Consider the following 17,573-nt stretch of genomic DNA (forward strand, 5'->3'; position numbering starts at 1 on the left):
GGGTGTGTACCGCGCCCCGCTCAGGCCTTGTCGAGGTCGGGCCTTGTCGAGGTCAGGCCTTGTTGAGATACGCGAGGACGGCGAGCACCCGGCGGTGCCCGCTGTCGCTCTGCTCCAGGCCGAGCTTCAGGAAGACGTTCCCGATGTGCTTGCTGACCGCACGGTCGGACACGACCAGGGTGGCCGCGATGGTGGCGTTGTCGCGGCCCTCCGCCATGAGGTGGAGCACCTCGCGCTCGCGCGGCGTGAGCGAGTCCAGGGGGTCGTCGGCGCGCCGCGTCAGGAGCTCGGTGACGACCTCGGGGTCGAGCGCGGTGCCGCCCGCGGCGACCCGCTCCAGGGCGTCGAGGAACGCGTCGACGCGCCCGACACGGTCCTTCAGGAGATAGCCGACGCCGCTCGCGTCACCGCCGAGCAGCTCGGCCGCGTACGTCTCCTCGACGTACTGGGAGAGGACGAGGACCGGCAGACCCGGCAGCCGCTTGCGGGCGTCGAGGGCCGCGCGCAGCCCCTCGTCGCGGAAGCCGGGCGGCATCCGCACGTCGAGGACGGCCACGTCGGGGCGGTGTTCGAGCAGGGCGGGCAGGATCTCGGGGCCGGTGGCCGCTACCCCCGCCACCTCGTGGCCCGCCGATGTCAGGAGCAGCACGAGCCCCTCCCGCAGCAACGCGTTGTCCTCCGCGATCACCACACGCACGGCAGCTCCACCTCGATCTCCGTCGGCCCCCCTGCGGGGCTCGTCACCTTCATGGTCCCGTCCAGGGCCGCGACCCTGCGCCGCATGCCGACGAGTCCGCTGCCGCCCGACTCGTCGGCGCCGCCCGCGCCCTCGTCCCGCACGCGCAGCCGCAGGCCGCGGGGCGCGCGGACCAGTTCGACGCCGGCCCGGCGCGCCCCACTGTGCTTGGCGGCGTTCGTCAGGGCCTCGGCCACCGCGAAGTACGCGGCGGCCTCCACGGCGGCGGGCGCCCGCGTGCCGCCCTCCACGCCGTCGTCCCGTACGGACACATCGAGGCCGCTGCTCGCGGCCAGCGCCCGTACCGCGCCGACGAGGCCGCGGTCGGTGAGGACGGGCGGGTGGATGCCGCGCACGACGTGCCGCAGTTCGGTCAGGGCCTCCTCGGCCTGGTCCTGCGCGTCGGCGAGGAGCCCGCGCACCGTCTCGGGGTCGGCGCCGCCCTGGTCGTGGGCCCTCCTGGCCAGGCCGACGCGCATGGACAGGGCGACGAGCCGCGCCTGGGTGCCGTCGTGCAGATCCCGCTCGATGCGGCGCAGTTCGGCGCCGTGCGCGGCGACCGCGCCCGCCCTGGTCTGCGTCAGCTCCTCGACCCGCTCGGCGAGTTCGGCGTTGCGCTCGGCCTCCGGCGACGGCTTGAGCAGCGCCCGCGACCAGCGCGCGTCGAGCTCGGCGAGGCGCACGATCAGCGGGAGCAGGACGGCCCTGCGGCGGAGCAGCCCGCACCACACGCCGTCGACGACCACGCCGAGCACCCACAGCGGCAGCGCCGCGTACAGCAGCACGAGGCCGTAGACGAAGTGCAGGACGAGCCAGCGCAGGTCACGGTAGGTGCCGGGGTCCTTGACCGCTTTGCGTACCCGCTGCACCAGGGTGCCGGTCAGCGGCGTGTACGCCTCGGGGATCCGGGTCCCCGACCACTGGGCGACCTGGCGGCGCTTGAGGCCGGCGATGCGGCGCAGCATCAGGACGGTCTCGGGCAGCACACCGAGGCCGATTACGATGAGCGAGGCAACGGCGGTGAAGAGCAGGACGCCGACGAACACGTACGAGAGGAGGGCGAGGCCCGCACCCATGAGCAGTTGCATGGAGGCGCGGTCCGCCCGCCCGATCGTCTCTCGCATGACACTCAGGTTAAGCGAGCCCCCTGGCGGGCGCGGGTGAGCGTGCCACCGCCCGGAGGGTGGAGCCCGCTACACCCCCGGCCCGGGAGCACAGCCCCTCGATCACCGCGGGCGCGGCAGGCAGAGTTGACCGCGAACGCAAGTCCTTGCCCCGAAAGGTTCCGTAATGAAGGCCCTCCTCTGGCTCGTGCTCGCCGTCGCCATCGTCCTGAACGCCTTCAGCAGCGTCGCGTTCAGCGGGGGGACGGAGCTGGCCGTCAGCATCACCACGGGCGTCGCGGTGCTCGGTTCGATCACCGTGCTCGTGCTGACCCGCGAGAAGCAGTCGTAGCCCGCCACCCGCCCCGGCGGTTCACAGCGCTTCGAGCGCCGCCGCCGTGGCCCTCGCGAGACCCTCCAGATACCCCTCGGGCAGGTGTCCGCGCACCACGACCGCCCGCCAGTACAGCGGCCCCGACATCAGGTCGAGGGCCAGCGCCTCGTCCGCGCCGGTGAGGTCCGCGCGCAGGTCGCCCCGCGCCACCGCCTGCGCGACGATGCCGCTCGCCACGCCGTGCTGCCCCTCGCGCAGCGCCTTCTGCAGGGCCGCCTCGATCTCGGGGTTGCGGGCCGCCTCCGCCAGGAGGTCGGGGACGACCTGCGAGGCGACGGGGTGGCGCAGCGCGCGGGACGTGACTTCGTACAGCAGGCGCAGATCGCCCTCCAGGGTGCCGGTGTCCGGCGTGGGCAGGCCCTGGACCGCGAGCGCCGACACCAGGTCGAGGACCAGGTGCAGCTTGGAGCGCCAGCGGCGGTAGACGGCCGTCTTGCCGACGCCCGCGCGGCGCGCGATGCCCTCGATGGACATGCGCGCGTACCCCACCGCGGCGAGCTCCTCGAAGACGGCGGCGCGGATGGCCTCGGTCACGTCCTCGCGCAGCACGGCGGCGCCTGCGGGCGCCCTGCGGCCCCGTTCACCGGGCTTTCTGTCGCTCGTCGTCATGACGACAGCATAGGACGTGACGACGGAACGGTTGCGTTCCGACGTCGCGGCGGCCTACTGTCTGCGTGACGACGATACGGTCCCGTCCCGACGTGCTCGGCGGCGTTCCGGCGCGGCGGCGCATCGTGCCGTCGTCCTCCCACGTCCCCGAGCGGAGGCAACGGCCGTGACCCTCGCACTCGACAAACCGCCCAGGGCAGAGACCACGGCGGAGGCCGCAGCGGAATCCGTGACGGAATCCGCCGCGGACCTCGCCGCCCGCCACGGCCTGACCGTCAGCGGCGCCCGCCCCTCCCTGCCCGCCTACGTGCGCGAGCTGTGGCAGCGGCGCCACTTCGTCACCGCGTTCGCCACCGCCAAGCTCACCGCCCAGTACAGCCAGGCGAAGCTCGGCCAGCTCTGGCAGGTGATGACGCCGCTGCTCAACGCGGCCGTCTACTACTTCATCTTCGGCGTCCTGATGAACACCAAGCACGACGTGCCGGACTACGTGCCGTTCCTCGTCACGGGCGTCTTCGTGTTCACCTTCACGCAGCAGTCCGCCCTCGCGGGCACCCGCGCCGTCTCCGGCAGCCTCGGCCTGGTGCGCGCCCTGCACTTCCCACGCGCGGCCCTGCCGATCTCGTACTGCCTGCAACAGCTCCAGCAACTGCTGTTCTCGCTGTGCGCGCTGCTCGCGATCCTGCTCTGCTTCGGGGTGCCGCCCGCCCTCTCCTGGCTCCTCGCCCCGCCCGCGCTCGCCCTCCAGTTCGTCTTCAACGCGGGGCTCGCCCTCGTCCTCGCCCGGCTCGGCGCGCGGACACCGGACATCGCGCAGCTCATGCCGTTCGTGCTGCGGACCTGGATGTACGCGTCCGGCGTGATGTGGAGCATCGACAAGGTCCTCGCCGACCGGGACCTGCCGCACGCGGTCACCGTGCTCCTGGAGGCCAATCCGGCGGCCGTCTACATCGACCTCATGCGGTTCGCGCTCATCGACAGCTTCACCGCCGACCGGCTGCCGCCGCACGTGTGGGCGTGGGCCACGGGCTGGGCCCTGCTCGCCGGGGCCGGCGGATTTCTGTACTTCTGGAAGGCGGAGGAGACCTATGGACGCGGCTGAAGCGGCCCCGGAGGCGAGCGCGCCCGGCACGGGAGCCGACCCCGCGCCGACCGCCCCCGCGCCGACCGTCGTCGTCGACGCCGTCGACATCGTGTACCGCGTGCACGGCGCGGGCCCGGCCCTCGCCCGGGGTGCGGCCACCCCGGCGCTCGGCCGCATCCTGCGCCGCCGGGGCGGCGCCGACGCCGGGGTGCGCACGGTGCACGCCGTCCGCGGGGTGACCTTCACGGCTCTGCGGGGCGAGGCCGTCGGGCTCGTCGGCACCAACGGCTCCGGCAAGTCCACGCTCCTGAAGGCCATCGCGGGCCTGCTGCCCGTCGAGCGCGGCCACGTCTACACCGACGGCCGGCCGTCCCTCCTCGGCGTCAACGCCGCCCTGATGAACGACCTCACCGGCGAGCGCAACGTCCGGCTCGGCTGCCTCGCGATGGGCATGTCCCCCGAACAGATCCAGGAGCGCGGCCCCGGGATCGTCGACTTCTCCGGGATCGACGACAAGGGCGACTTCAGCACGCTGCCGATGCGCACCTACTCCTCCGGCATGGCCGCACGGCTGCGCTTCTCCATCGGCGCCGCCATGGACCACGACGTCCTCCTGATCGACGAGGCCCTCGCCACCGGCGACCGCGCGTTCCAGCAGCGGTCGCAGGCCCGCATCCGCGCGCTGCGCGAGCGCGCGGGCACCGTCTTCCTCGTCAGCCACAACAACAAGTCGATCAGGGACACCTGCGACCGTGTGCTGTGGCTGGAGCACGGGAAGCTGCGCCTCGACGGCCCGACGGCGGAGGTGATGAAGGAGTACGAGCGGTTCACCGGCGGCAAGAGCTGAGACCCTTGCCCCTTTTGTCGCAGCAATAAGCAGATCCTTACACTATGGGAGCGTTTAGCAACGTCAGCAGCACGACGACAGCGTCAGAAGCACGACGACAGAGGGACGCATGAGCGACAGGGAAGCTGGAGCGGGGACGCCGGAGCTGAGCGTCGTCGTGTACGGCCGCAACGTACAGGGACACCTCGCGGAGAGCCTCGCGGCCCTCGCCGACCACGCTGACACCGCGCCCGCGGTGGAGGTCGTCGTCGCCGCCGTCGGCGACTCCGCCCGGCAGGCCGCGGAGCGGCACCCGTACGCCACCCTGGTCGCGCTGCCCGACGGTACCCCGGACGGCGCGGCCCGCGCGGCGGGAGCCGACCGGGCGAAGGGCCGCTGGCTGCAGTTCGCGCACAGCAAGGACAGCGTGCCCGCGCTCGCGGCACGGGCGGTCGCCGAACGGACGGCGGGCCTCGACGGCGCGGGCGTCGACGTCCTGCTCACCGATCACGTCCGCTCCACCTGGCGGCACGCCCGCATGCCGAGCCGCGACGGCGGCTTCCTCGCCAAGCCGGGCCGCCGCGACGTGTCCCTCACGGACTGCCCTGACCTGCTGAAGGTGACGCCGCTGCTCGGCACCCACGTCGTCCGGGCGGACTTCTGGCGGTCCCGGCAGCAGGAGGGCCTCGCCACCGACGACGAACTGTTCACGGCGTACGCGCTGCTGCTCACCGCCGGGCGGATCGCGGCCCTCGACCAAGTGGCCCTGGAGGACCGGCGGTTGCGGGCGGAGAGCCTGCCGCCGGTCACGGCCGACGGCCACTTCGCGCTCCTCGACACCTACGAGCGGCTGCTCCGCCTCGCCGCCGAGCGGGACGCGGGCCCCGGCCCGCGCTCCGTGCTGTACGCCGCGATGGTCGCCGCGAGCCTGCGGACCGTGGCCCGCGCGCCCCTGCCCGAGGACACGGCACGGGAGTTCTTCGCCCGCGCCGCCCGCGCCGCGGTCGACTTCCGGCCGCCCGGGTACCGGCGCCCCGGCGGCCAGGAAGGGATGCGCCGCCGCCTGTTGGAGGAGAACGCGTACGCGCGGTACCGCGTGTTCCAGGCGGTGAACCAGCGGCGCCGCAAGGTGCTCTCGGCGGCCAGGGGGAGCCGGCGCACGGTGGGCAGGAAGGTCCGCGACCTCCAGTACCACCAGGACCTGAAGCGGCCCGTCGACCCGGACCTCGCCGTCTTCTCCGCGTACTGGGACCGGGGCGTCGCCTGCAACCCGGCCGCCGTCGCCGCGAAGCTCGCCGAACTCGCCCCGCACATCCACCGGGTGTGGATCGTCTCCGCCGCCAACGTGCCGCTCCTTCCGCCGGGCACCGACCACGTCGTACCGGGATCGCGCCGCTACTGGCGGGTGCTCGCGACGGCCAAGTACCTGGTGAACAACGCCAACTTCCCCAACGCCGTGGTCAAGCGCCCCGACGCCGTGCACCTCCAGACGCACCACGGCACCCCCCTGAAGCGCATGGGCCTGGACCAGCTCGACTATCCGGCGGCGGCCAAGGGCCTGAACTTCCACGACCTGCTCGCCCGCGTCGACCGCTGGGACTACAGCGTCTCGTCCAACAGCCACTCCACCCAGATGTGGCAGCGCGCCTACCAGTCGCGGTACGTGGAACTCGACCACGGCTACCCGCGCAACGACGTGTACTACACGGCGACGGCCGCCGACGTCCGCGCGGTCCGCGAGCGCCTCGGCATCCCCCCGGGCAGGCGCGCCCTGCTCTACGCGCCCACGCACCGCGACTACGAGGCGACGTGGACGCCGCGCCTGGACCTGGCGACGCTCGCCGACCGGCTCGGCGAGGACACCGTGCTCCTGGTGCGCGGCCACTACTTCTACGGCGGCGCGGCCTCGCCCCTCGCGGGCCTGCGCCGGGCGGGGCGCGTCATCGACGTGTCCACGTACGACCCGGTGGAGAACCTCGCCCTTGCGGCCGACGCGCTGATCACGGACTACTCCTCCATCATGTTCGACTACGCCAACCTGGACCGCCCGGTCGTGATCTACGCCGACGACTGGGAGACGTACGCGAAGACGCGCGGCGTCTACTTCGACCTGCCGTCCGAGGCGCCGGGCCCCGTCGCCCGCACCCAGGACGAGCTGACGGAGATCCTCGCCACCGAGGCGTGGCGGGACGGGACGGCGGCGAAGGCGCGGGCCGCGTTCCGGCGGCGCTTCTGCGAGTTCGACGACGGGCGGGCCGCCGAGCGCGTCGTGCGCCGGGTGTTCCTCGGCGAGCCCGAGGAGGCGCTGCCGCCCGTCACGCCCCTGGACGAGCGGACGCCCGCCCCCACCCCGGAGGAGGCCACCCGATGACCGCCACCACGCCCGATGTGACGATCACCGTCATCGTCTACAACGACGCCGAGCGCCTCCCGCGCGCCGTGGCCTCGCTGCGGCGCCAGACGCACCCGAACATCGAGATCGTCATCAGCGACGACCACTCCACGGACGACACCCCCCAGGTCGCCCGCGCGCTCGCCGCTCAGGACGACCGCGTCACCTACCTCCGGCTGCCGGAGAACAGCGGCGGCTGCAGCGCCCCGCGCAACCGCGCGATCGACATCGCCCGCGCCCCGTTCCTGATGTTCCTCGACAGCGACGACGAACTCCCCGAGCGGGCGGTGGAGTCGATGCTCGCCGCGCACGCCGAGACGCACGTCGACTTCGTGATGGGCGCGGTGGAACGGGTGCGGGTCGACACCGGCCGCACCTCCACGTGGATGCCGCACCTGGTCGCCGAGCACCGCACGGTGGCGGGCATCGACGCCGAACCGGCCCTGCTCTTCGAGCACCTGTCGACGAGCAAGATGTACCGGAAGTCCTTCCTCGACGACCACGCGCTGCGCTTCCCCGAAGGCATCCACTACGAGGACCAGCTGTTCTCCGCCCAGGCGTACTGCCTGGCCAAGGCGTTCACGGTCATCCCCGAGCCGGTGTACCGCTGGTACATAGAGCCCTTCGGCGCGGCGGACGCGGCGTCCATCTCCAACCAGCGCCACAAGCTCACCAACGTACGCGACCGGGTGCACGTCCAGACCCTGATCGACGCCTTCCTTCAGGAGAGCGGGCACGCGGGCCTGCGCGCCGCCAAGGACTACAAGTTCCTCAAGCACGACTTCCGCATGTACGCGGGCGACCTGCCCTACCGCGACGAGGCCTGGCTGCGCGGCTTCGCCGGCATCGTGAACCCGTATCTGGCGGGCCTGGCCGAGGACGCGTACGCGCGGCTGCCCCGGGCGGAGCGGGTGGTGCTCCAACTGGTGCGGGACGAGCGGCTCGCGGAGGCGCAGGTGGCCGCGCGGGGCCTCGGGCACGGGGTGGCGCCGCGTGCGACGGCCATGGACGCGGACGGGCGGGTGTACTGGGGCCCCCGCGTACCGGCCGCGCCCGCCGCCCGCCGCGAACTCGACCTCACCGAACTCGGCCTGGACTCCCGGCCGTTCCCGAGCGCGCTGTTCCGGCACGAGATCACCCGCGTCGAGCAGGCCCCCGGCGCCGCCCTCGCCCTGACGGTCCGCACCTACGACCCCGGCCTCAGGCTGCCGATGGGCCCGCAGGTGGCGAGCCTCGTCGTGGCGCCGGGGCGCCGCCGCCTGACGACCCGCTTCCGGCTCGACCCCGTGCGCCCCGGCGTCTTCGAGGGCGAGGTCGTCCTCGACCTGGCGCGGGCCCCCGTACCGCCGGACGGCTTCGCGGGCACCCGCCACCCCCTGATCCAGCTCACCGACGGCCGTCTGCGCAACAGCGGCATACTCCTGGCCCCGCTGGTCCTCCCCCGCCTCACCGCCCGCGTCCCCTACCGCTCGGGCACGGCCCCGCACCAGGTGACGGCGGAGGCGGAGGGGCGCGGCGCGGGCCGCCTCCAGCTCACCTGGGCGCCGGTGGGCGTGACGTCGCGCGTGCTGCGCCCGCTGGCCCGCAGACTGGGCGGGGAACGGAACTCCAGGATCCGCAGGGCGGCTCGTCTGGTGGCGAGCGTTACCCGCTGAGATCCGCAGGGCGGCTCGTCCGGTGGTGAGCGGGGCACGCCGACTGCGCGCCACACTCACCGCGCGGCTATCTGGTGGCCGCGCCCACCACCTCGTACAGCACCTGCCCCCGGGTCCCCACCGTCACCTTCCGCAACGCGGGATCCGTCTCGGGCAGCCCTCCGTCCGACCGGTACGCCACGACCCACCGCACCCCGTACCGGCGCAGCACCTCAAGGCGCTCGGCACGAGGCGTCTGAGGCGCGAAGTACCGGCGTACGGCGTCGGCGCGCGCCTCCTCGTCGGGGAGGAAGAAGTCCGGGTAGCCGGGCGCCACGGTGTACGCGCCGTAGGCCGGGATCTGGCGAGCGGGGAACGTCTTGGCGAGGACCACGTCCCCGGGGCGCACCCAGGGCGTGAGCCAGCGGTAGCCGGGCCACGACGGGCGGTGCTTCGCCGCTACGGCGGAGGGCAGCGCGGACCGCGGCAGAACGTGGCCGAGCGTGCCCGCCTGCGTCCACGCGCCGACCACCAGGGCGGCTGCCAGGGTCCCCGCGGCCACGGCGGCCGGGACCCGTCCGGCGCGGCCCTCGCGCACCGCCGCCGCCAGGCCCGCCGCCTCCACCCCCGCCGCGACCTGCGCGGGCAGCAGTGCCGCGGGCAGCACCCGGCCCCAGGAGCAGTGGCCGCTCAGTCCCCCCGCGACGAAGACCAGGACGCCCAGGGCGAAGAAGAGGACCAGGGGGTCGCGGCGGTCGCGGCGGAAGCGCAGGGCCAGCGCGGCCACGCCGACGAGGACGAGACCGAAGCGGGCAGGCAGGTCGCGGTACAGGGCCCGGTGGATCCCGTCCAGGCCGCCACCCGCGCCGAAGAGGTCGAAGAAGGGGTAGTAGGGCCAGGCGGCGAGCAGGACGAGGCCGAGGGCGAGCCCGGCGCCGAGCCGCAGGAGCGTCGCGCGGCGCGGCCACGGCCGGGCGCCGAGCAGCATCGCGAGGGCACCGAGGGACGCGACCACGCCGGTGAACTGGTGGGTGAGGAGGACGACCGCCCACAGCGCCCCGAGCGCGAGGAACACCGCGGGACCCGCGTCCGCCCGGAGGGCCTTGCGCAGGCACGCCCAGAGGTGGAAGGCGAGGCCCAGAGCGAACGTACTCGGGTACGAGACCGTCAGCGCCAGGGAGCCGAGGCCGAGGAAACCGCTCCACTCGAAGACGGCCGGGCCCCACAGGAAGAGCACGCAGAGCACGGCGAGGGGTACGGCCGTCCGCCGCCGGGTCAGGGTGCGGACGAAGTGCGCGACGCCGGTGAGCAGCAGCGCGAGGCCCGCCAGGGCCGCGCAGCGCAGGACGGCGAAGGCGCCGAGGCCGGTCGCCTTGGCCAGCAGGCCGAGGAGGACCGTCCACGGGGAGTAGTAGGGGCTGGGTACGTCGGCGTCGACGAGGGGGTCGCCGGGGTGCAGCGGATCGTGCCGCAGGCGCTCCAGCGTCGCCGCGTGGATGCCGAGGTCACCGACCCAGGGCAGCCGGACGACGACGGCGAGCAGGAGGAGGACGGCGAGCGTGGCCGCGACCGTCGCCGCCGTCGCCGCCGTCGGGGGTATGAGTCCGCGCCGCGACCGCGCCCCGCTACGGCCGCCGCGCGTCATGGTGGGCACGCTCCTTGAACACCCACGTCCGGTACACCAGGAAGCGGAACGCGGAGGCCAGGAGGATGGACTGGGCCTTCGCGATGTTCGAGCCGAGCGGACCGCTCAGGCCGAGACCGTGGTACGCGGCGTAGAACAGCAGGCTCTCCATCAGCACACCGATGCCGCTGAAGACGAAGAACAGGGCGATCTGCCGCTTGCTGCGCGAGGCCCGGTCCCGGTAGGCGAAGAAGCGGAAGCCGAGGTAGTTGGTGCCCATGGCGACGCAGCTCGCGAGGACCGTGGCCGTCATGGGGCGTGACCCGAGGCCGTGCAGGAACAGGTTGAAGACGACGAGGTTGACGGCGACCCCGCTGCCGCCGACGACACCGAACTTGACGACCTCCAGGCACAGGCGGCGCAGCCGGGCCGGCGCGACCCGGCGGGCGGGGACCGGCGCCGCCGCACCCGGCACGGCGGCGGGGGCGGGGGCGGCGGGGACGGCCGGGGCGGGCACCTCGTGCAGCGTGCCGCTCGTCATGCGGAGGGCCCCGGCCCGGACGCGGAGGGCCCCGGCCCCGGACCGCCGCGGGAGCCCCGCGCCGCCCGCACCCGCAGCTTCCACGGCATGACGACCGACTCAAGCTGCACCATCAGGCTCATCTTGGACTCGCCGACGGTGCGGTCCTCGAAGTGGATCGGGACCTCCATGACGTCGAAGCCGTGGCGCAGCGCGCGGTACTTCGTCTCGACCTGGAAGCTGTAGCCCGCGCTGTCGACGCTGCGGAGGTCCACGGCGTGCACGGCGTCGGCGCGCCACAGGTTGAAGCCGCCGGTGATGTCGCGGACGCGGGTGCCGAGGATGGTGCCCGCGTAGGCGTTGGCCCAGCGGGAGAGGAGCTTGCGGTGGGCGCCCCAGGCGTCGGAGAGGGTGCCGCCCTGCACGTACCGGCTGCCGACGACGACCCCGGCGTCCGTGGCGAGGGCGACGCCGAGCAGTTCGGGGACCTTCTCCACGGGGTGGCTGCCGTCGGCGTCCATCTGTAGTACGTAGCGCGCGCCGCCCTCGACGGCCTTGGCCATGCCCGCGGCGTAGGCCCGGCCGAGGCCGTCCTTCTCGGTGCGGTGCAGCACGCTCATGCGGCGGCGGCCCGACATCTCCTGGTGGCGCCGGGCGCAGTCCTCGGCGATCTCGCCGGTGCCGTCGGGGCTGGAGTCGTCGACGACGAGCAGGCGCAGGCCGGCGAGGGGCAGCGCGAGCAGCGCGTCGGCCATGCCGGGCAGGTTCCCCGCCTCGTTGTACGTCGGCATGACCACGGTCAGCGGTGTGGCGGCCCACTCCTCGGGCAGCCGTCCGGCGCCGAGCACCTGGACCGCGCGCTCCGCCGCGTCCAGCGGACTTGCTTCTGTCATCGGCCTACCCTGCGACCTTCCCGGCGTCCACGCCGACGGTTCCGTCCCGACCTGTCCGTCAGACAATCGCATCTACCGTAGCCCAAATGCCGGAATTAACGGCATAATGCCACCCGCATCACCCGTTCCGCAGACGTCTCGCAGGCGTCCTGCGGACGTCCCGCAGACGTTCCGCGGACGTCCCGCACACTTCCATGTATCCCGTACGGCGCCGAAAACGCCGCCCCCGGGAACGTACGACGTACGGTCAGGAGTGCGTGCGCAGCAGCGTCCGCATCGTCCGCATGGCCACCGACAGGTTGGCCAGGTCGAAGGCGTCGGAGCCCTGGATCTCCTCCAGGGTCGTCCGGGCCCGGCTGAGGATCGCCGCGTTCTTCTCCTCCCACGCCTTGAACCGCTGCTCGGGCGTGGCCTCGCCGTTCCCGACGGCGAGCACGTCGGCCGTCAGGGCGGCGTGCGCCGCGTACAGGTCCTCGCGGATCGAGGCCCGCGCCATCGACTGCCAGCGGTCGGCCCGCGGCAGCTCGATGATCCGGTCCATGAGCTGGGTGATCCGCAGCCGGTCCGCGAGGTCGTAGTAGACCTCGGCGACGGCCATCGGCTCCTTGCCCATGCGGTCCGCCACGGCGACGATGTCGAGCGAGGGGAAGGCCGAGGAGAAGCCCGCGACCCGCTGGGCCAGGTCGTCCGGGACGCCCGCCGCGGTCAGCTCCTCGCGGATGTTCTCGTACCACTCCAGGTCGGAGCCGCGCATGAGCTTCGGCAGCTCGTCCCACACCCGGGCGACGCCGTCGCTGAAGAACTCGATGGTCTCGGCGAGCTGGAGCGGCTGCGGCCGGTTGTTGAGCAGCCAGCGCGTGCCGCGCTCGACGAGCCTGCGGCAGTGCAGCCGCACCCGCGTCTGGACGTCGGCGGCCACGACGTTGTCCAGCGACTCCACGGCGTCCCAGACCTCGCCGAGCCCGAAGATCTCCCGCGCGGCGAGCTGCGCCCGCACGATCTCCTCGAGGGACGCCCCGGTCTCCTCGCGCAGGCGGTGCAGGAACGTCGAACCGCCGGAGTTGACCGTGTCGTTGACCAGGACGGTGGTGACGATCTCGCGGCGCAGCGCGTGCCCGTCGATCTGGTCGAGGAACTGCTCGCGCAGCGCCTGCGGGAAGTACGCGTGCAGCAGCCTGCGCAGGTACTCGTCGTCGGGCAGCGTGGTCTGGATCAGCTCCTCCGCCGTCACGATCTTCGTGTAGGCGAGCAGCACGGCCAGCTCGGGCTGGGCCAGGCCGCGGCCGGAGGAGAGCAGCTCGCGGATCTGCCGGTCGTTGGGCAGGAACTCCAGGGACCGGTCCAGCTGCCCCTCGCGCCCGAGCCGCCGCATGAACCGCTGGTGGGCGTGGAGCAGCGAGGGCGCCTCGAAGACGGAGTTGGCGAGCGCCGTGTTCTGCGCGTAGTTGTTCCGCAGCACGAGGTGGCCGACCTCGTCGGTCATCTCGGCGAGCAGCTTGTTGCGCTGCTTGACCGTCATGTCCCCGGCCTGCACCACGGCGTTCAGCAGGATCTTGATGTTCACCTCGTGGTCGGAGGTGTCCACGCCTGCGCTGTTGTCGATGGCGTCCGTGTTGACGCGTCCGCCCGCGCGGGCGAACTCGATCCGGCCGAGCTGAGTGAGCCCCAGGTTGCCGCCCTCGCCGACGACCTTCACGCGCAGGTCGGCGCCGTCGACGCGGATGGCGTCGTTGGCCTTGTCGCCGACGTCCGCGTGCGACTCGGTGCCCGACTTCACGTAGGTGCCGATGCCGCCGTTCCACAGCAGGTCGACCGGCGCCTTCAGGATGGCCTGCATCAGGTCGGCGGGGGTCATCTTGGCCCCGGACTCGATGCCGAGCGCCTCGCGGATGTGCGCGTTGAGCTGGATGGCCTTGGCCGAGCGCGGGAAGACGCCGCCGCCCGCGGAAAGCAGCTCCTTGTTGTAGTCGGCCCAGCTGGAGCGGGGCAGCTCGAACAGACGGCGGCGCTCGGCGTAGGAGGTGGCCGCGTCCGGGTTCGGGTCGATGAAGATGTGCCGGTGGTCGAAGGCCGCGACCAGGCGGATGTGCTCGGAGAGCAGCATGCCGTTGCCGAACACGTCACCGGACATGTCGCCGACGCCGACGACGGTGAAGTCCTCGGTCTGGGTGTCGCAGCCCAGCTCCCTGAAGTGCCGCTTCACGGACTCCCAGGCGCCGCGGGCGGTGATGCCCATGCCCTTGTGGTCGTAGCCCGCGGAGCCGCCGGAGGCGAACGCGTCCCCGAGCCAGAAGTTGTACGACTCGGCGACCTCGTTGGCGATGTCGGAGAACGTCGCCGTGCCCTTGTCGGCCGCGACCACCAGATAGGTGTCGTCCTCGTCGTGCCGGACGACGTCGGCCGGGGGCACGACCTCGCCCGCGACGAGGTTGTCGGTGATGTCGAGCAGCGCCGAGATGAACGTCTTGTAGCAGGCGACGCCCTCCGCGAGCCAGGCGTCGCGGTCCACGGACGGGTCGGGCAGCTGCTTGGCGACGAAGCCGCCCTTCGCGCCCACCGGCACGATCACGGTGTTCTTCACCATCTGCGCCTTGACCAGGCCGAGGATCTCCGTACGGAAGTCCTCGCGCCGGTCGGACCAGCGCAGACCGCCGCGGGCGACCTTGCCGAAGCGCAGGTGCACACCCTCGACGCGCGGCGAGTACACCCAGATCTCGTACGCGGGCCGCGGCGCCGGCAGGTCCGGGATGGCCTGCGGGTCGAACTTCATGGAGACGTAGCCGTGCGGCTTGCCGCCCGCGGCCTCCTGGAAGAAGTTCGTGCGCAGCGTCGCCTTGATGACGGTGAGGAACGAGCGCAGGATGCGGTCCTCGTCGAGCGAGGCGACCTGGTCGAGGGCGCCGTCCAGCTCTTCGAGGAGCCCGTCGGTCAGCTCGGTGCCCGCGCGCTGGCGGTCCGGGGACATCCGGGCCTCGAACAGCGAGACCAGCAGCCGGGTGGTGTGGACGTTGTTGCGGAGGGTGTCCTCCATGTAGTCCTGGCTGAAGGTCGACCCGGCCTGGCGCAGGTACTTGGCGTACGCGCGCAGGACCATCGCCTGGCGCCAGTTCAGACCGGCGCGCAGGACGAGCGAGTTGAACCCGTCGACCTCGGCCTCGCCGGTCCAGGCGGCGGCGAAGGCCTCCTGGAAGCGGGCCCTGCCGTCGTCGCCCAGATAGTCGCCGTTGCCGTTCTGCGCCTTCGGCATCCGCAGGCCGAAGTCGTAGATCCAGGCGTTGGTACGGTCCGAGCAGCGCAGCTCGTACGGGCGCTCGTCGGTGACCTCCACGCCCAGGCGCTGGAGGACCGGCAGCACGGCGGACAGCGAGATCTGCGCGCCCGCCCGGTAGATCTTGAAGCGGCGCTCGTCGGGGGCGGCGCCCACGGGCTCGTACAGGCTGAGCGCGAAGTCCTTGTGGCTCTCCTTGGAGAGCCGCTCCAGGTGCACGAGGTCGGCGACCGCGGCGCGCGGCGTGTGGTCGGCCTTGTAGCCCTCGGGGAACGCGTGCTGGTAGCGGCGCAGCAGCTCGGCGGCGCGCTCCTCGCCGCACTCGGCGGTCAGCGCCTCGCCGAAGCCGTCGGCCCAGGAGCGGGCGGCCTCCACGAGCCGGGCCTCGATGCGCTCGACGTCGCTGTCGGAGAGGTCGGGGACCTCGCCGCCCTTGGGGACGCGGACGACGAAGTGGATGCGGGAGAGGATCGACTCGGTGTTCCAGGCCGTGAAGTCGACGCTGGCGCCGTTCAGCTCCTCCTTGAGGATGTCGATGATCCGCAGCCGCACACCGGTCGTGTAGCGGTCCCGCGGCAGGTAGACGAGCGCCGAGTAGTAGCGGCCGTACTCGTCCTTGCGCAGGTACAGGCGGAGCCGGCGGCGCTCCTGGAGGTAGAGCACCGACGTGACGATGGACCGCAGCGGGTCGGCCGGGGTCTGGAACAGCTCGTCGCGCGGGTAGGTCTCCAGGATCTGGAGCAGGTCCCGGCCGTCGTGGCTGTTGGGCGAGAAGCCCGCGCCCTTGAGGACCTCGGCGACCTTGCGGCGGATGACCGGCACCCGGCGCACGGACTCGGTGTACGCGGCCGAGGAGAACAGGCCGAGGAAGCGGCGCTCGCCGACGACGTTGCCCTGCTCGTCGAACTTCTTCACGCCGACGTAGTCGAGGTAGCTGGGCCGGTGCACCGTGGAGCGGCTGTTGGCCTTCGTCAGGACCAGGAGCTTGTGCTCACGGGCCTTGGCGCGGGCGTCGGCGGGCAGCCGGTTGAAGGAGGGGCTGACCGGGTGGTGGTCGTCGTCCTCGCTGTGGTGCGGGTCGGCGCGCAGGATGCCGAGGCCGGTGCCGGGCACGGCGGCGAGCGAGTCGTCCTCCGTCAGGTCGTACTCGCGGTAGCCGAGGAAGGTGAAGTGGTCGGCGGCCAGCCAGCGAAGGAGTTCGCGGGCCTCCTCGACCTCCTGGTCGCGCAGGTCGTCGGCGGTCGGCTCCTTCGGCAGCTCGTCGGCGATGCGCAGCGCGGAGTCGCGCATCTTCTCCCAGTCCTCGACCGTCTCGCGGACGTCGGACAGGATGCGCAGCAGGTCGGCGGTGATCTGCTTCAGGTCGGAGCGGTCGGTCTCACGGTCGATCTCGACGTGGATCCAGGACTCGGTGACCGCGTCGTGCGGGCGCTCGGCGGTGCCGTTAGCCCCGGTGTTCGCTCCCGTGTTCGCTCCTGCGGGGAGTACGTCGAGGAGCTTGCCGGTGACGTCGCGGCGGACCACGACCTGCGGGTGGATGACGACGTGGATGCCGCGCCCCTGCCGGGACAGCTCATTGGTGACGGAGTCCACCAGGAACGGCATGTCGTCGGTCACGACCTCGACGACGGAGTGGCTGCACGTCCAGCCGTTCTCCTCGACGGTCGGGGTGTGCACCCGGACGTTGGCCGTGCCCTGGGGGCGGTTCTCGGCCAGGCGGTAGTGGGAGTGGGCGGCGCCGAAGACGTCGACCGGGTCGCGGTCGGTGAGGTCCTCAGGGGCGGTGTGGAGGTAGTAGCGCTGGAGGAAGGAGAGCACCTTCGCCTGGTCGGCGTCGGCGGCGTCCGTGGCGTCGGCCTTCTTGGCGGCGGCGTCGGCCTTGGCGGACTTGGGGGCGGTGTCGGTCTTCGCGGACTTGGGGGCGGCGTCGGTCTTCGCGGAACGGTCTGCCTTGGCGGCGCGGTCACCCTTGGCGTCGGCCCTGGTGGAGCCGTCGGCCTTGGCGGCGCGGCCCGGTCCGGACCCGCCGGTGGTGCTGCCCCCGCCCGTGGGCCCGGTCGGTGCTCCCATAGGCAGGCGCCCCCCGACCGGGCTGTTCTCAGCTACCCGGGCGGCCCGCGCGAGCAGCTCGGCCTTGGCTTCGTCCAGCTTGGTCTGCATTGTCCTCATGACTCCTGTCGCGCGCCGTTGCGTGACGTAGAAGGAAGTGATGTGACGTAACGCCGCGACGCGGGGTCTCCGGTCCCTGTCGACGTTATGCCGCGATGAGCGATGAGCGGGCGGTAATCCGCCATTTCCGGCGAATTCGTTGGCCGACCCAGGTGTCCGCGACACCCCTGATGCCTGAGTTGTTCCCGGCATCCGCCCGGTGATCCGGTCGGCGGTCCGCTCCGTGACCCGCGCCGTGATCCGCGCCGCGATCCACTCCGCGATCCGTGCCGCGATGAGTCGTCGGCGAGGCGCCCGGCACGGTTCATGGGCACCGTGTTC

The 17,573-nt window shown here is 72.7% G+C and carries 12 protein-coding genes; 5 read left to right on the forward strand and 7 right to left on the reverse strand.

Annotated features, from left to right (window positions below; all coding sequences use genetic code 11):
• Nucleotides 1-52: 52 nt before the first annotated feature.
• Both GPA10_RS08670 and GPA10_RS08675 read right to left on the reverse strand, forming a co-directional pair.
• Nucleotides 53-697, reverse strand: coding sequence for a LuxR C-terminal-related transcriptional regulator (locus tag GPA10_RS08670; RefSeq protein WP_058852071.1), 645 nt, complete (start codon nucleotides 695-697; stop codon nucleotides 53-55).
• Complete coding sequence (locus tag GPA10_RS08675) at nucleotides 685-1,860, reverse strand: sensor histidine kinase (RefSeq protein WP_157164894.1); 1,176 nt, start codon at nucleotides 1,858-1,860, stop codon at nucleotides 685-687. Before GPA10_RS08675 ends, GPA10_RS08670 begins: the two co-directional genes overlap by 13 nt.
• 166 nt (nucleotides 1,861-2,026) lie before the next feature.
• On the opposite strand from GPA10_RS08675, the gene GPA10_RS41645 reads away from it, so the two are divergent.
• Nucleotides 2,027-2,191 carry a hypothetical protein gene (locus GPA10_RS41645; protein ID WP_198351537.1) on the forward strand — a complete coding sequence of 55 codons (165 nt, stop codon included), beginning with the start codon at nucleotides 2,027-2,029 and terminating at the stop codon, nucleotides 2,189-2,191.
• Between the two features lie 21 nt (nucleotides 2,192-2,212).
• On the opposite strand, the gene GPA10_RS08680 is transcribed toward GPA10_RS41645, so the two are convergent.
• The gene (locus GPA10_RS08680; protein ID WP_157164895.1) at nucleotides 2,213-2,842 is read right to left on the reverse strand and encodes a TetR/AcrR family transcriptional regulator; all 630 of its coding nucleotides are present in this window, start codon (nucleotides 2,840-2,842) and stop codon (nucleotides 2,213-2,215) included.
• Between the two features lie 229 nt (nucleotides 2,843-3,071).
• Here GPA10_RS08680 and GPA10_RS08685 point away from each other — a divergent pair, with 229 nt between their 5' ends.
• From GPA10_RS08685 to GPA10_RS08700, 4 genes are all read left to right on the forward strand, one after another.
• A complete protein-coding gene (locus GPA10_RS08685) occupies nucleotides 3,072-3,944 on the forward strand; it encodes an ABC transporter permease (protein WP_343040552.1) in 873 nt (290 codons plus the stop codon).
• Nucleotides 3,931-4,773, forward strand: coding sequence for an ABC transporter ATP-binding protein (locus GPA10_RS08690; RefSeq protein ID WP_157164896.1), 843 nt, complete (start codon nucleotides 3,931-3,933; stop codon nucleotides 4,771-4,773). Before GPA10_RS08685 ends, GPA10_RS08690 begins: the two co-directional genes overlap by 14 nt.
• Nucleotides 4,774-4,882: 109 nt before the next feature.
• Nucleotides 4,883-7,123, forward strand: coding sequence for a CDP-glycerol glycerophosphotransferase family protein (locus tag GPA10_RS08695; protein WP_157164897.1), 2,241 nt, complete (start codon nucleotides 4,883-4,885; stop codon nucleotides 7,121-7,123).
• Nucleotides 7,120-8,799, forward strand: a complete 1,680-nt coding sequence (locus tag GPA10_RS08700) for a glycosyltransferase family 2 protein (protein ID WP_157164898.1) — start codon at nucleotides 7,120-7,122, stop codon at nucleotides 8,797-8,799. Before GPA10_RS08695 ends, GPA10_RS08700 begins: the two co-directional genes overlap by 4 nt.
• Nucleotides 8,800-8,866: 67 nt before the next feature.
• Here GPA10_RS08700 and GPA10_RS08705 read toward each other — a convergent pair whose 3' ends face one another.
• The 4 genes from GPA10_RS08705 to GPA10_RS08720 form a co-directional block, all read right to left on the reverse strand.
• Nucleotides 8,867-10,423 carry a hypothetical protein gene (locus tag GPA10_RS08705; RefSeq protein ID WP_246258954.1) on the reverse strand — a complete coding sequence of 519 codons (1,557 nt, stop codon included), beginning with the start codon at nucleotides 10,421-10,423 and terminating at the stop codon, nucleotides 8,867-8,869.
• A complete protein-coding gene (locus GPA10_RS08710) occupies nucleotides 10,404-10,943 on the reverse strand; it encodes a GtrA family protein (protein ID WP_157164899.1) in 540 nt (179 codons plus the stop codon). The genes GPA10_RS08705 and GPA10_RS08710 overlap by 20 nt, the downstream gene beginning before the upstream one ends.
• Entirely contained in the window at nucleotides 10,940-11,815 is an 876-nt protein-coding gene (locus GPA10_RS08715; protein WP_063803703.1) for a polyprenol monophosphomannose synthase, read from the reverse strand. The genes GPA10_RS08710 and GPA10_RS08715 overlap by 4 nt, the downstream gene beginning before the upstream one ends.
• 247 nt (nucleotides 11,816-12,062) lie before the next feature.
• Nucleotides 12,063-17,243 carry an NAD-glutamate dehydrogenase gene (locus GPA10_RS08720; protein ID WP_425505699.1) on the reverse strand — a complete coding sequence of 1,727 codons (5,181 nt, stop codon included), beginning with the start codon at nucleotides 17,241-17,243 and terminating at the stop codon, nucleotides 12,063-12,065.
• Nucleotides 17,244-17,573: the final 330 nt, after the last annotated feature.

The organism is Streptomyces typhae, from assembly GCF_009755605.1.
Classification (GTDB): Bacteria; Actinomycetota; Actinomycetes; order Streptomycetales; family Streptomycetaceae; genus Streptomyces; species Streptomyces typhae.